Origin of the sequence: Desulfuribacillus stibiiarsenatis (genome assembly GCF_001742305.1) — a bacterium.
Taxonomy (GTDB): Bacteria; Bacillota; Bacilli; order Desulfuribacillales; family Desulfuribacillaceae; genus Desulfuribacillus_A; species Desulfuribacillus_A stibiiarsenatis.
The window spans coordinates 40048-54633 of sequence record NZ_MJAT01000003.1; the positions used below are offsets into that span (position 1 = coordinate 40048).

Sequence of the window (14586 nt, forward strand, 5' to 3'; positions counted from 1 at the left end):
GCTGTGCCCAGTGAAAGTATCCGCGATTTATAACCGTGGTCCAAGGTTTTTCGCATATTATTCCATGATTCTATCAATTATAGTGATTGCTATTTTATATTTCTATAATGAATTAGTATCAGCTATCGCCCTTTGCGTATGGCTCGGCTTAGTATTGTATTTTAAACGCGTGGAATTCCGATATACGGAGGACATGGAAGAGTTCGTGCTTACAATGGCTAGGCGGATTAAACGAAGCGAGAATCATGCAATGGCGTTCTTGCCAATTGGTGTTGTTGTGGTAGATGGTGACGGTGATATTGCGTGGTTTAATAACTATGTAACGGAAATCATGGATTTACCATTGCGGGTAGGAGAGAAATTTCTTAGCCAATGGGCAGAAACGTTCCATTTAATTAACAAGGCGGGCGCTATTCAGGAATCAGCGCAATTTTCTCTTTCAGAGCATGTGTATCGAGTCCAATATGTAAAAGAAGAAGGAATCGTCTACTTCATTGATCAAACGAGTTATATAGAAATCGAATCCAAACTACGTAAATCAAATGTAGTAATCGGTCTATTACAATTAGATAACTTCCATGAGATGAGTAAGGACCTAAACGAGCATGATGCATCGCTTTTGTTAGCAGAAGTCATGACCTTAATTTTCGAATGGGCCCATAAATATAAGATACTTATTAAACGTCTTCAGCAAGAAAGTTACATGCTGATATTAGATACAGAGAAACTAGAAGCCCTAGAGAATGATAGGTTCTCAATCTTAGACCAAGTTAAGCGGTTAGAAGAGCGGACAGATGTCATGATTACGGTCAGTATGGGGATAGCTGCAGGATTGGCTGATACAGTATCGAAGGGACAGCAAGCGCAAGAAGGTCTTGACCTAGCATTAGCACGAGGTGGAGATCAGGTAGCAATTAAGCGGGGCGACAAGGTAACGTATTACGGTGGTCGTTCAGATGCTGTAGAGAAGCGTACCAAAGTAAGGGCACGAGTTACGGCGCATAGTTTGCGAGAGCTTATCATTGCTTGTGATACCGTGTATATAGCGCCTCATATCGATCCCGATCCAGACGCTTTAGGGTCTGCTATGGGTGCTCTTAGTATAGTTCAAAGCGTGGGCAAGACAGGATATATTGTGATTGATAAACCGAACCCATCAATACGGAAAATCCTACGATACTTAGAAGAGCATGGTATGGGAAAATATATTGTCACACCTGAAGTAGCAATATCCGGCATGCGCAAGAAAAGTCTGTTGATCTGTGTTGACCATCATAAACCTAGTTTGACGATGGATAAGCGACTACTTACGTTAACGAGCAACATTGTTGTTATAGATCATCATCGACGGGGTGAGGAGGTTATTGATAAGCCTTCACTGTTATACGTAGAACCGTATGCATCTTCCACCTGCGAATTAATTACGGAATTAGTGGAATATCAATATAAAAAAGTACGTTTATCACAAATTGTTGCAACACTTCTGATGGCAGGGATAGTGGTCGATACCAAGAACTTTGCTTTCCATACAGGAGCTCGTACATTTGAAGCTGCATCTTACTTAAGAAGAGAAGGTGCCGATAATCTAATTATGAGTCGTCTGCTCGCCGATGATTTTGACCTATTTGTCGAACGTTCAGAAATTGTTCGCAAGGCAGAAGTGTTACCAGGTGGAATCGCCATTGCAAAGGCGAAGAAAAACGAGAAATATGGGACAGTAATCATTGCCCAAGCGGCGAATACATTAATTAGTCTGGAAGGAATTCGAGCATCCTTTGTACTGCAAGAAGTAGATTATGGCGTTGCTATATCAGCACGTAGTCAAGGGGATGTCAATGTCCAATTGATAATGGAGCAACTCGGTGGCGGTGGACACTTAACGACAGCAGCCGCGCAACTACGAGATGTGAATTTAGAAGAGGCAGAGCGAATGTTACACGAGGTATTATCAAAAGTGAAAACTGAGGGAGGATTATAAAATGAAAGTTATATTTCTTGCAGACGTGAAAGGCATAGGGAAAAAGGGAGAGGTAAAAGAAGTAGCAGAGGGTTATGCTCGCAATTTCCTACTTCCAAAGGGTCATGCTGTAGAAGCAAATACAGGGGCAGTCAAACAACTGGAGCAGAAGAAAGAAAGCGAACAAAAGAAGCAACAGAAAGAGCTTGAAGAGGCGAAGCTACTTGCTAAGAAAATCGATGAAACAACCGTTATAATCAAAGCAAAATCAGGGGAAGGCGGACGTTTATACGGAGCTATCACTTCTAAGAATATTGCCGATGAGTTAAAAAAACAAAATATCGTAATTGATAAGCGTAAGATTGACCTAGACGATGCCATTCGTACACTAGGTGTGACGAAGGTGGAAGTAAAAGTATATCCGAAAGTTACAGGAAAGTTAACAGTCCAAATCACCGAAGAATAACACATATTTGCCTAATGGGAGGCTAAACCATGGACGAGTTGTCGTTTGATCGACTACCACCCCATAATACTGAGGCTGAACAAGCCGTTTTGGGATCTATATTACTGGATAATAATGCATTAGTTACTGTAAGTGAATTTTTGCAGCCGGAAGATTTCTATCGTAAGAACCATCAATTGATTTATTCAGCTTGTTTAGAAATCTATGAGAAAAACGAACCTGTAGATTTGGTTACCCTATCTAGCTATCTATTAGATAACAATATGATCGATGATGTGGGGGGACTTACTTATATAACAGGCTTATCCAACGGGGTACCGTCTGCTGCGAATGCAGAATACTATGCGAAAAAAGTCGAAGAGAAAGCGATTCTCCGTAGGCTTATTTTTGCTGCCAACGGGATTGCCCAAAAAGGGTATGACGGTGGTCATGAAATCGCGGAACTGCTAGACCAAGCAGAAAGCAAAATCTTTGAAGTGTCACAACGGAAAGTTGGTAAGGCATTCACTCCTATTAAAGACGTATTACTTGATACGTTTCACCGTATCGAAAGCTTACACAGTAGTCGTGGGGAAGTAACTGGACTAGCTTCTGGTTTCTATAAATTAGATGGCATGACTGCAGGCTTCCAAAAGTCTGATTTGATTATTATTGCGGCAAGACCATCGGTTGGTAAGACGGCCTTTGCCCTTAACGTAGCACAGAACATTGCCGTGCATTCGAAAGCACCAGTGGCCATTTTTAGCTTAGAGATGTCAAAAGACCAGTTAGTACAACGTATGGTATGTGCAGAAGGTAACGTAGATGCCAATAGAATTCGTACGGGAAAACTACTAGAAGAAGACTGGCCAAAGCTGACAATGGCAATGGGGCGCCTGTCAGAGGCCCCTATTTTTATTGATGACTCGCCAAATGTAACAGTACTAGAGATGCGCGCGAAACTAAGAAGACTACAAGCAGAGCACGGGCTTGGATTAGTCATGATTGATTACTTGCAGCTATTAAATTCGCATCGCCGTTCCGATAACCGTCAGCAAGAAATCTCTGAGATATCTAGAAACTTAAAAGGATTAGCAAGGGAGTTAGACGTTCCCGTAGTAGCATTATCCCAGTTAAGCCGTGCCGTGGAATCCAGACAGGATAAACGTCCAATGCTTTCGGATATTCGTGAATCTGGAAGTATTGAGCAAGATGCTGATATTGTAGGATTCCTTTACCGTGATGATTACTATAATCCAGAAACAGAGAAACAGAATATTATAGAAATCATTATTGCCAAGCATAGAAACGGTCCAGTAGGCTCTGTAGAACTGCTATTTCTAAAGCAATTTAATAAGTTTGTGAACTTAGCAGAATAGAAGCTGCTTTAAAGCGCTAAAATGAAATTACGAACAAAAACGTTGAAAGCGCATTTAATGTTCGGAAAGTGTCATTGACATTACCTTCTGTGAATGCTAAACTATAAAACGGTGCATAACCACAGAATGAGTTGGAGGTGTTCGCCAATGGCAACAGTTGTTGTAGTTGGAACCCAGTGGGGCGATGAAGGAAAAGGCAAGATTACAGATTATCTAGCAGAGAAAGCAGAAGTTATCGCAAGATATCAAGGCGGTAATAACGCTGGTCATACGATTTGCATTGGAGATAATAAATATAAACTGCATTTAATACCATCGGGCATATTCTATTCCGAGAAGATTTGCGTCATAGGCAATGGTGTTGTGATTGATCCGAAAGTACTGATTGCTGAACTTAAGTACTTACATGATTTGGGTTTCTCAACGGCTAACCTACGCATTAGCGATCGCGCTCATGTGATTATGCCATACCATATAAAACTTGACGAAGTGGAAGAACTTCGTAAAGGTGATAACAAGATTGGTACAACGAAAAAAGGAATTGGCCCAGCATACATGGATAAGGTAGCTAGAGTCGGTATCCGTATGGCTGATTTATTAGATAAAGAAATTTTCAAAGAAAAGCTTGAGCGTAACCTTCAGGAGAAAAACCAATTGTTAGAAAAGGTTTTCGGAGTAGAAGGCTTTTCATTTGATGAAATATTTGAGACATATAATGACTACGCAGAACAAATCCGTCACTTTGTAACGGATACAAGTGTAGTGTTGAACGATACAATTGATGAAGGTAAGAAAGTTCTATTTGAAGGCGCGCAAGGAGTAATGCTTGACATCGATCAAGGTACGTACCCATTTGTAACTTCATCAAATCCAGTGGCTGGTGGAGTTTGCATCGGTTCTGGAGTTGGACCAACAAAGATTGAGCAAGTCATAGGGGTAGCGAAGGCATATACAACTCGTGTAGGCGACGGACCATTCCCTACGGAGCAGAACAATCCTATCGGCGACCGCATCCGCGAAATTGGAAAAGAGTACGGTACGACTACAGGAAGACCTCGTCGTGTGGGCTGGTTCGACAGTGTAGTATTGCGCCACTCGCGTAGAGTCAGTGGTATCACAGGCTTATCATTGAACTCTATTGACGTGTTAACGGGCTTAGATACCGTTAAGATTTGCAAAGCGTATGAGTACAATGGTGAAACTATTACGACCTACCCTACAAGCCTAAAGGTTCTAGCAGATTGCAAACCAATCTACGAAGAGATGCCAGGCTGGAATGAAGATATTACAGGTGTGCAAGCGTTTGAAGAGCTACCTGTAACGGCACAGAACTATTTGAAGAAAATCGAGGAATTGACGAATATTCCAATTGCGATTTTCTCAGTGGGTCCGAACCGAAAACAAACGATTCAGTTAAAAGAAATTTTCTAATAAAGTATTCCAATAAAATATTCCAATAAAAGTATTCTAACAAAATAATATCTATCTATTGGATAGTGAAATAGTGCCCGCCAAAAACGTGAATTTGCGATATGGTGGGCATTTCTCATGTTTGCCTTTATCAAGATTCCATTGCAAAAAAACCAATATGACTTAGTTGGGCATTATTTCCTTTATATAAATTTACAATAAAGTGTTGCAATATAATTTGTACCATGGTATAGTAATTTTTGTCGTCAAAATTAAACAATTTTTGTACGAGCCATTAGCTCAGTTGGTAGAGCACCTGACTTTTAATCAGGGTGTCGCTGGTTCGAGTCCAGCATGGCTCACCATGAGTGGAGCTGTGGTGTAGAGGCCTAACATGCCTGCCTGTCACGCAGGAGATCGCGGGTTCGAATCCCGTCAGCTCCGCCAAAACAAATTGCGAAAAAACCTTTAGGACTATCCTAGAGGTTTTTTTGTATCCACCTTCAATTCCCAGTCAACTAGCAAGCAAATTTTTGTTACAATTATATATAACTTGTGAAATACTTTTAAACTATATTAGCATCTATATTAGTATCCATACGCTTACCCATACTCTTATCTATAGTCTAGCCTATACACTTATTCATACACTTGATTATAACAGCAATGCAAGTCTGTATAAGCAGCAATGTGCATTATTCATCCGTAATTCAGGTTTAGTCTAGCAATAGAGCGCACCAAACACACAAATATACAACTAGAAAATGGTGATGAAAATGATAAATAAACGTTTCGGATGCATGTTACTCGTTTGCCTATTGTTTTCTCAGCTATTCATAGTATCTTATACGAATGCCCAGCTAATAGTAGATGAATGGCAATCAGAAACAGATGACGAGAACAAATCAAAGTACATGGTTTTTTTTCATGAAGAAATACATCATCGCGTCTTAGAAATGCTAGGCGTAGAGATTATATATCAGTCGGAAAATCTTCCTGTTGTAACGGTTCTGGCATCAGCGCAGGCTATACAGGAAATTCAGAAGGACTTAAGAGTCGCATATATAGAGAAGGATCAAAGGGTACAAGTAAGTTATGAAATTACGAACTTTAGTGAAGAAGTCATCATTGGTAACCAACAGCAAGTCAATTGGGGAACTGATCGACTACATGCTAAGAATGCTTGGGATAAAAAATTATATGGGATTGGTGTGAAGGTAGCAGTACTTGATACGGGGATTGCTAGTCATCGAGACTTAAAGATAGCCGGAGGCAAATCTTTCGTAGCATATACGAAATCCTATCAAGATGATAATGGACACGGCACCCATGTCGCAGGTGTAATTGCTGGTCAACATAGTAAAGTACTTGGTGTAGCTCCTCAAGCCAGTCTATATGCTGTAAAAGTATTAGATCGAAAAGGATTTGGAGATTTATCAGATATTATTGCTGGTGTAGATTGGTCTATCTCTAACAAGATGGACATTGTGAACTTGAGTTTAGGCTCGATTGACACCTCACAAACGTTAGAGAAGCTGTTTGAAAAGGGAGCTACAGAAGGTATAGTCTTCGTAGCGGCAGCAGGAAATGATGGAGCATCAATCGACGATAATGTAGTGTACCCAGCATCGTCTGAACACGTAATAGCTGTTGCAGCTACCACAATCCTAGATAATCGAGCAACATTTTCGGCCCAGGGAAAACAAGTAGAGATTGCAGCACCTGGTAATAAGATTACAAGCACATTTCTTAATAATCGATATGTTCAGGCGAATGGAACTTCTATGGCAACACCTCACGTCACAGGGGTTCTAGCACTATGGAAACAGCAGAAACCGCTGGCAACTCCACAAGAATTAAGAAATTTGTTAGCACAACATACAATTGACTTAGGAGTACCAGGCAGAGACCGATCGTTCGGACATGGAATTGTACAAGTACCGTTCTTTGATACACCTAGGATTCAATATTTTAGTTATTTGCGAGCACCTTTTTCGCCAGAGCAAGGAAGCATTGATTATTATATCTCTCCAACAACCAAACAGCAGCTGGAAAGCGGATCATTCAAGCATGTGACAATTCAAGTCGGACCTACTGATCCAACCGGGAAAAGTGAAGAAAGGTTCTTCGAATTTAAAAGTAGTTCGCATACATCATATAAACCGACGGATATATCCAATCATTGGGCCTATGCGCAGTTGCGAGATTTCCTTCATGCTGACCTAGTGAAAGGCTATAAAGGACTGGAAGGACAGAACTTTGTTGCGCCAAATCAGTCAATCACAAGAGCAGAATTTACAGCGATTATAGTTCGTGCCCTAAATCTTCACAGTAATGGTTCTGGGAAAAACTTTCGCGATGTCAAAGTAACAGACTGGCATTATGAACCGATACAGATTGCAAGTCAGTACGGAATTGTACATGGAATTACGGAATCTACTTTTGAACCAAGTCGGCCGATTACACGAGCAGAAATTGCTGTTATGATTGTAAGGGCATATGGAGCAAGCGTATCCTTTGAAGGGGTGCAAAAGCTCCTTACCGATATTGATACACACTGGGGTCATAATGAAATTTCCAAAGCGACCCAAGGCGGGTTGATTCATGGATATCCAGATTTCACTTTTAGACCAGACGATCATTCGACAAGAGCAGAAGCGATTGCAATGGTACATCGTGCATTAACACAAGAGCAGACTTCACTTGCTTCAAAAGCCGATATTATCAATACAGTCCTACAATATGAAAGACAGAGGATGCTATTATACGCACAATCACAGACTACAGGGCTTGTAGCGGTTAACGCAGAGTATGCAACCGGATATTACCTAGGGCTAGTAGATGCATTGGATTCGAGTCTAGGCTACTGGCATACTACGGCAAAACCTGTCCTTGCTGAGGATGGGAAAGCGTTAAACATAGTAGTTCAAGATATTACTTTACAATCGAATCGTATGACTAAGGTACAAGTAGAAATATCCATGAACTTAGAATTTGAACAATTCAGCGAGCCCGAACAATATTGGAAACACGGCACTTTTTCATTAAGGAAAATGCCAGATGGCAGTTGGAAAATATTCGACTATATAAGCAATGAATAAATCATCATTCAACAATTAGAAAGGTGGGGTTGAAATGGCACTGCATCAAGAAGATAATCAATCAAAGAAACCATTCCTCTGGATTGCTATTTCAATGATTCCCATTTTGATTATATTGGGCTTTGTATACAGCAGCTATCATAATCAGAAGAATATTACGTCCTATGCCCAACCAGCAGTGCGGGTAGCAGTGGATACTAGTGCGAAGAATTTCTTCAGAAATTGGGATGTAGTTACTAACGATACTGTTTCTGTACAGTATCAAGATACGGATATAGCAGAAATTCACATGGTATTGGAGTACGCAACAGAAATTCGTGCTGCTTTAGATGATAAGTACAACTTCTATTACAATAAACCAATTTCTATCGTAGTCATCCCTTCCCGTGAGATTATGAGAGAGTTCTTTAAATGGGATACCCATACGAGTGCAGTAGGTGTGTTTTATGGGAATCGAATCTTTGTATTACAGCCATCGTTATGGATTGAAGCGGATTCTTTCGATGAGCTAGAATTAGAGTTTCGCGCAAATGGACCAATCGCCCATGAGTATATGCATTTACTATTGGACCATAAATTGCATAATAATTTTCCGCGTTGGTTCACTGAAGGGGTTGCTCAATATGAAGAATTCATATATCAGGAGTACGAGTGGATTGAAGAAGTAGGGACTCTAGATCGTGAGCTATATAAATATTATGAAATGAAAGATCAATTTGACCGACTACAAAACCAGCCGTTAGCCTACCGACAATCATTTAAGTTTATTGAATATTTGATGGAGAGATATGGAGAAGAGAGATACTGGCAACTGATTGGTGAGCTGGAAAAGCGGGTTCACTTTGAGCAGGCCTTTTTCAATGCATATGATAAAGAGCTTTACGAAGTATGGGGCGACTGGACGAAATATGTAAAGGCATTTGAAATTCGTTAATGGAAAATCAGCAGGATTTTATATGTAAAATAGAGAACTCTAATAATTAGACATAATAAGTGCAACTAAAGTTCAGGTGGAGTAAAAACTCCATCTGAACTAAGTTTTCTTTATTTACGGTAGATTAGGAGGGTTCTTATGGCAAATATATTAGTAGTAGATGATGAGAAACCAATTGCAGACATATTGAAGTTTACCCTGGAGAAAGAAGGCTATCAAGCGGATGTCTGCTACGATGGGGCAACAGCAGTGCGCAAGATTTCTTCCATGCAATACGACTTAGTGCTCTTAGATGTCATGCTACCCCAAAAGGATGGGTTTCAGGTTTGCAAGGAAGTGCGACAAATCAGCAGCATTCCAATCATTATGCTAACGGCAAAGGATGCTGAAGTGGATAAAGTGCAAGGATTAGAACTTGGTGCCGATGACTACATTACGAAGCCTTATAGCAGTCGAGAGCTGTTGGCTAGGGTGAAGGCCAATCTGCGTAGATATCAGGCGCCAGAAACGGCTACAAGTGTGATTCAAATCGATGAATTAGTGATAGATCCAGCGATGTATCAGGTGAAGAAAAAGGGCGAAGAAGTAGACCTGACACACCGTGAATTTGAGCTACTGACTTATTTAGCGAAACACCGGGGTCAAATCTTCACGAGAGAACATTTGCTACAAAGTGTATGGGGATATGATTATTTCGGCGATGTCCGAACAGTTGATGTAACCATTCGCCGGCTACGTGAAAAAATCGAGGATGATCCAGGCAATCCTACGTATGTAGTAACAAAAAGAGGCATTGGGTATAAGTTACAAGGATCTGAAAAAAGCAATGAATAGGTGACCTATATGTTTAAAAGTATCCGTTGGAAGCTGATGGTTGTATATTTGCTGATGATTGTATTCGCAATGCAACTCATCAGCTTATATTTTATGAAGTCTTTAGAGAACTATCATCTGCAGAATCATACAGAGAACATCCAATCTCAGTCAAATGTTTTGGCAGATTTTTTGGAGCGTTATTTTGTCGCTGGAATTCAGAACGATAGAAGAGAACTTGATACTCTTGTTAGGGACTTCGCAAAACAGACCCGTGCTGAGATTCAAATCATTGACAGAGAGGGTGTTATCGTCAGTGACTCTGTCAATCCGCAATTCGTCGGACAAAAGAGTGTACAAGTAGAGGTCACTCGCGCGCTTCTTGGGTCGCGAGGAGAGGCGATTCGCATGGACGCGGATTCAGGACAGCGTAAAAAGATTTTAGCTACACCAATCAAAACCAATTACGATGTCGTAGGCGTAGTATATATCCAATCGTCCTTAGAACCGATTTATAAGACGCTAAAAGAAATTAATACGCTAGTCACCACAGCCATGATATTCGTGTTAGGAATTACATCAGTTTTGGTAATAGTCCTTGCAAGAACAATAACGACACCACTGATGGAAGTGACGAAAAAAGCTTCGGACATGGCAGAGGGGAATTTTGATCAAGAGGTGAAGGTTACCAGTGATGATGAAATCGGAAAACTTGGGACAGCCTTCAATCAACTGACGTATCGATTAAGAGACGCCCTCGATGAGAATGCCAAAGAAAAGAATCGTTTACAAGCGGTACTTGATCACATGAGTGACGGGGTGATTGCTGCTGACGCAGACGGAAAAATTCTTATTATCAACCCAATGGCCCAAAAAATGATTGGCATTACAGAAGAGCAGGCAATGATTAAGAACATTTTAGATGTACTAGAAATTCAAGAGTTTAAGAAAGATTGGCTACATCTGAAGAAGAAGCATACCTTTGAAACCATTATAGAACACCAAGAACTTATGTACCAATTGCATGTAAGCCCTTTGAAGACTGACGAAGCAAAAGATTATGGGATTTTGATGATTCTTCACGATATCACGGAACGTGAACAACTGGAGCAACAGAGAAGAGAGTTCGTAGCAAACGTGTCACATGAACTTCGCACGCCACTGACTACGATTCGAAGCTATACAGAAGCTCTTGTTGAAGGAGCAGATGCAGACCCTGAATTGCGCGGGAGATTCACCGAAGTCATTCAAAACGAGACGGAGCGAATGATTCGCTTAGTGAACGACTTGTTGGAACTGTCCAAATTAGATTCAAGAACGATTCAATGGAAATTCTCTAAAATCGATGTCAATGTGGTAATCGAAGATGTATTGGATCGCTTTTATATGCAATTGAAGAATAAAGGGATTCAAGGGATTCTAGATCTAACAGAGAAGCCTGCCTATGCTATCATTGATCGTGATCGCGTTGACCAAGTGCTTAATAACTTACTGTCGAATGCGATTAAGTACACAGGCAACGGCGGTAGTATCACAATTAAGAGTGAAGAAGTCATCGATCAGGGTCGAAAATGTATCAAAATCAGTGTGAAGGATACAGGGACAGGAATTGCGCCGAAGGACATTGATAGGATTTTTGAGAGATTTTATACTGTTGATAAAGCACGTTCCCGAGAAATGGGTGGAACAGGGTTAGGGCTAGCGATTTCTAAAGAAATCATTAAGGCTCATCAAGGAGATATCCAAATTTCCAGTGAGATCAATCAAGGGACGACCCTTAGCTTTACATTACCGGTAGAGCGAGGAGGGCTGTAACATGCTTGAGAGAATGAAGACCGTTATCTTAACGACGCTTGTGATCACAAGTCTTATGTTATCAGCAATCCTTTCTTACGTATCACCGGAATATTCACCACTGGTTTATACGGAAGAGCCTAGTAAAAATCAAGATTTTAATTATGTATATGTAGATGAAACGCTCATTCCCCGGGAAATAAGAGCCTTTTCTGGACAAGAGAAGAACACAATCTATCCAATGAGTCAAGACTTTAATGAAATCTATCAGTCGATTCAAAAACTGACAGTAACCAACATTGAAACAACTACGGTAGTAGATTTAACAAAACACGGGAAGCGAGTCCAACTCAGTTTCTATAAAGCAGTACCTTACGAGCTCTTAAGCCATTTACTAGACATTGAAGTCAGTGATATACGTAAAATTGAAGGTAACATCGTTCGTGCGACCTTATACATCGATGCGAAAACAGATCAATTAAAATGCTTATTGGAAGGCGATCGTAATTATCTAGCCAGCATTCATGGGAATAAAGGACAGTTGAATGAAGTCATTCAGCAGATTATCAATATCACGAAAGTGGAGATGCTTCCGTTAGTAGAAATAGAACTTCTGTCAATCCAACCGAGGGAATATAGCAATCTGTTGTTTGAGGATTTAACGCAAGTTCGACAAATCCTTGAAAAGGATAAATCAATCATCTATACCGATGGAAATCGTGGACTTCGTGTGAATATTGATTCGAATACTATGGAATATACAGACCCAAGCGCAGAAGATGATTTTCAACAACTAAGTACAAAGGACATGCTTTTAGAATCTGTATACTTCTTAAACGAATATCAGAGCTGGGCGGGAGAGTATATAATAGCGAATATAGATGCGATATCTAAATCCCGAAATGAGTATAGCTTAGTATTTCAACAGTTATATTACGGCCTGCCAATTATTTCTCCTAACATACTTCCGCTTTCTGAATTACAATTTAAGATGCAGAATAATCGAGTCAATCGTTTTCTTCGGTCCACGAAATATCTTGGGGCCGAGATGGATTCAAAAATGGTTAGCATACTACCATCAGAATATATGGCTGCAATTATCAATCGACAGTTCTCAAGGCCAGAAGATAAGTGGGATTATTTCTTAGCTTACTATCCGGAACAAATTACCGCTCAAAAAGTGCAAATGAGGCCGGTATGGGTTGTCGTTAACAAGCAATCTGTAAGTGCGGCATATGATGCTAGGAACGGTCAAGAGATTCATCAGATTGGTGGGTGGGCGTATGGATCTAGGTAAGGCGAAGACAATTTTGATAGTAGCGTTTCTGTTCCTTAACGGTTTATTAGCCTATCAACTATATTTGAAGTTTGCTAGTGATCAGGATTACCTTAATATTCTTCAGGAAGAAGTAAATGAGGTAGAAGAACTACTAGCAAAACACAGAATAAATATAAACGTTCCAATACCATTGGATGCAACAGATATGGCCCACCTAAAAGTGCTGAGAGAACTCTATTATGTGGAAGACGTTATGGATAAGATTGACCCGATAATTCAGCTGCATGTAACGATGGATGTCAATACATTCCAAGGCATTCATTATACATGGAACAGGGAAACAAACAACCAGGCGGAAGCATATGATATATCTATGGGGTATAAGGAATTTCTCGATAACTATGTAGTCAATGGGTATAAGTACGAATTGCAAAAAGAAGATATTGTGAATGGAAATGGCGAGGTTATTTTTGTACAATATTATGGTAGGCACCCGATATACGGAACAACCATTATTGCAACTGTAGAAAACAATAAGATTATCGAGTGGTATCAACAGATGATTACGAATGTAAGTTTTGAACCGCAAAAGAGACCAATTCTTGCAGCGGCAACAGCTTTAAGGAAACTTGTTACGATTATCGGAAATAGCAAGGCAGTGATTGAAAAGGTAGAACTAGGGTATTATAGTCGCTCAATCGATACCGAGACATGGCTGTTACCACCCGTTTGGTATATCGAACTAAAGGATGGGCAACGTTTCTATATTAATGCCTTTACAGGGGAGTTGGAGGGTTTACAAGCGCAAGCAAATGTAGGGGAGGACCAGTAATGAGATTATTCTTAGTACGTCATGGGCAGACTGTCGCCAATGCCGAGCGTAGGTTTCAGGGTCATAAGGATTTCCCCCTATCGAATATAGGGGAGAAACAAGCGGAACGAGTGGCCGAAAGATTTAAGAAAACTAGAATTCAGCAGATTTACTCTAGTGATTTGGGAAGGGCATATAACACAGCGCAGACAATTGCATCGTATCATCAATTGCCAGTTGTCAAAGAAAAGCTTTTTCGTGAATATAGTTGGGGTGTATTCGATGGATTAACATTAAAGGAAGCAGCCATTCAATTTCCTGAGATTGCGGAGAACAATGCTTCGGATTGGAGCGCTGTTGATATACCAGAAAAAGAAGCATATTTAGAATTTTTGCAAAGAGCGCAAGATGCATTACAATTACTAGTGGATCGGCATATGGGGGAGAAGGTCTTGGTCGTTAGTCATGGGAGATTTCTGAATGCGCTCATGACACAGATTTTACGTCTAGTGGAAGATCACGTTTGGGCATTTACCTTTGCGAATACTTCCGTTTCTGTGGTAGACTTTGCTCATGGTCAACACCCGAAGGTCCGTTTGTTTAATGACACTTCTCATTTAATAGGATTACCAGGTATCGAAGATTATTTTAATAGATAAGATA

Annotated in this window: 11 protein-coding genes and 2 tRNA genes; all 13 read left to right on the forward strand. The window is 40.4% G+C overall.

Annotated features, from left to right (window positions below):
* Positions 1 to 10 precede the first annotated feature (10 nt).
* The 13 genes from BHU72_RS02730 (at position 11) to BHU72_RS02790 (ending at position 14582) form a co-directional block, all read left to right on the forward strand.
* Positions 11 to 1978: a DHH family phosphoesterase gene (locus tag BHU72_RS02730; RefSeq protein ID WP_083248218.1), complete on the forward strand. Its 1968-nt coding sequence runs from the start codon at positions 11 to 13 to the stop codon at positions 1976 to 1978.
* A gap of 1 nt (position 1979) precedes the next feature.
* Positions 1980 to 2423 (forward strand): 50S ribosomal protein L9, encoded by a 444-nt coding sequence (rplI, locus tag BHU72_RS02735; RefSeq protein WP_069701105.1) that lies wholly within the window; start codon positions 1980 to 1982, stop codon positions 2421 to 2423.
* Positions 2424 to 2452: 29 nt separating this feature from the next.
* Positions 2453 to 3781 (forward strand): replicative DNA helicase, encoded by a 1329-nt coding sequence (gene dnaB, locus BHU72_RS02740; protein ID WP_069701106.1) that lies wholly within the window; start codon positions 2453 to 2455, stop codon positions 3779 to 3781.
* A 147-nt stretch (positions 3782 to 3928) separates the two neighbouring features.
* Entirely contained in the window at positions 3929 to 5212 is a 1284-nt protein-coding gene (locus tag BHU72_RS02745) for an adenylosuccinate synthase (protein WP_069701107.1), read from the forward strand.
* Between the two features lie 268 nt (positions 5213 to 5480).
* Positions 5481 to 5556, forward strand: a tRNA-Lys gene (locus BHU72_RS02750).
* A gap of 5 nt (positions 5557 to 5561) precedes the next feature.
* Positions 5562 to 5638 (forward strand) — tRNA-Asp (locus BHU72_RS02755).
* 329 nt (positions 5639 to 5967) lie between these two features.
* Positions 5968 to 8292 (forward strand): S8 family peptidase, encoded by a 2325-nt coding sequence (locus BHU72_RS02760; protein ID WP_069701108.1) that lies wholly within the window; start codon positions 5968 to 5970, stop codon positions 8290 to 8292.
* A 34-nt stretch (positions 8293 to 8326) separates the two neighbouring features.
* Positions 8327 to 9226, forward strand: a complete 900-nt coding sequence (locus BHU72_RS02765) for a peptidase MA family metallohydrolase (RefSeq protein ID WP_069701109.1) — start codon at positions 8327 to 8329, stop codon at positions 9224 to 9226.
* Between the two features lie 138 nt (positions 9227 to 9364).
* Positions 9365 to 10060 (forward strand): response regulator YycF, encoded by a 696-nt coding sequence (gene yycF, locus BHU72_RS02770; RefSeq protein ID WP_069701110.1) that lies wholly within the window; start codon positions 9365 to 9367, stop codon positions 10058 to 10060.
* A 9-nt stretch (positions 10061 to 10069) separates the two neighbouring features.
* Positions 10070 to 11854 carry an ATP-binding protein gene (locus tag BHU72_RS02775; protein WP_069701111.1) on the forward strand — a complete coding sequence of 595 codons (1785 nt, stop codon included), beginning with the start codon at positions 10070 to 10072 and terminating at the stop codon, positions 11852 to 11854.
* A 1-nt stretch (position 11855) separates the two neighbouring features.
* Positions 11856 to 13130: a two-component system activity regulator YycH gene (gene yycH / locus BHU72_RS02780; protein ID WP_069701112.1), complete on the forward strand. Its 1275-nt coding sequence runs from the start codon at positions 11856 to 11858 to the stop codon at positions 13128 to 13130.
* Positions 13117 to 13944, forward strand: a complete 828-nt coding sequence (yycI, locus tag BHU72_RS02785; protein WP_069701113.1) for a two-component system regulatory protein YycI — start codon at positions 13117 to 13119, stop codon at positions 13942 to 13944. Before yycH ends, yycI begins: the two co-directional genes overlap by 14 nt.
* Positions 13944 to 14582 carry a histidine phosphatase family protein gene (locus BHU72_RS02790; RefSeq protein WP_069701114.1) on the forward strand — a complete coding sequence of 213 codons (639 nt, stop codon included), beginning with the start codon at positions 13944 to 13946 and terminating at the stop codon, positions 14580 to 14582. The genes yycI and BHU72_RS02790 overlap by 1 nt, the downstream gene beginning before the upstream one ends.
* Positions 14583 to 14586 lie beyond the last annotated feature (4 nt).

Coding starts and splice junctions, on each gene's coding strand:
- yycF (WP_069701110.1), top strand. CDS start 9,365: ATGGCAAATATATTAGTAGTAGATGATGAGAAACCAATTGCAGACATA.
- rplI (WP_069701105.1), top strand. CDS start 1,980: ATGAAAGTTATATTTCTTGCAGACGTGAAAGGCATAGGGAAAAAGGGA.
- BHU72_RS02765 (WP_069701109.1), top strand. CDS start 8,327: ATGGCACTGCATCAAGAAGATAATCAATCAAAGAAACCATTCCTCTGG.
- BHU72_RS02790 (WP_069701114.1), top strand. CDS start 13,944: ATGAGATTATTCTTAGTACGTCATGGGCAGACTGTCGCCAATGCCGAG.
- yycI (WP_069701113.1), top strand. CDS start 13,117: ATGGATCTAGGTAAGGCGAAGACAATTTTGATAGTAGCGTTTCTGTTC.
- BHU72_RS02775 (WP_069701111.1), top strand. CDS start 10,070: ATGTTTAAAAGTATCCGTTGGAAGCTGATGGTTGTATATTTGCTGATG.
- yycH (WP_069701112.1), top strand. CDS start 11,856: ATGCTTGAGAGAATGAAGACCGTTATCTTAACGACGCTTGTGATCACA.
- dnaB (WP_069701106.1), top strand. CDS start 2,453: ATGGACGAGTTGTCGTTTGATCGACTACCACCCCATAATACTGAGGCT.
- BHU72_RS02760 (WP_069701108.1), top strand. CDS start 5,968: ATGATAAATAAACGTTTCGGATGCATGTTACTCGTTTGCCTATTGTTT.
- BHU72_RS02745 (WP_069701107.1), top strand. CDS start 3,929: ATGGCAACAGTTGTTGTAGTTGGAACCCAGTGGGGCGATGAAGGAAAA.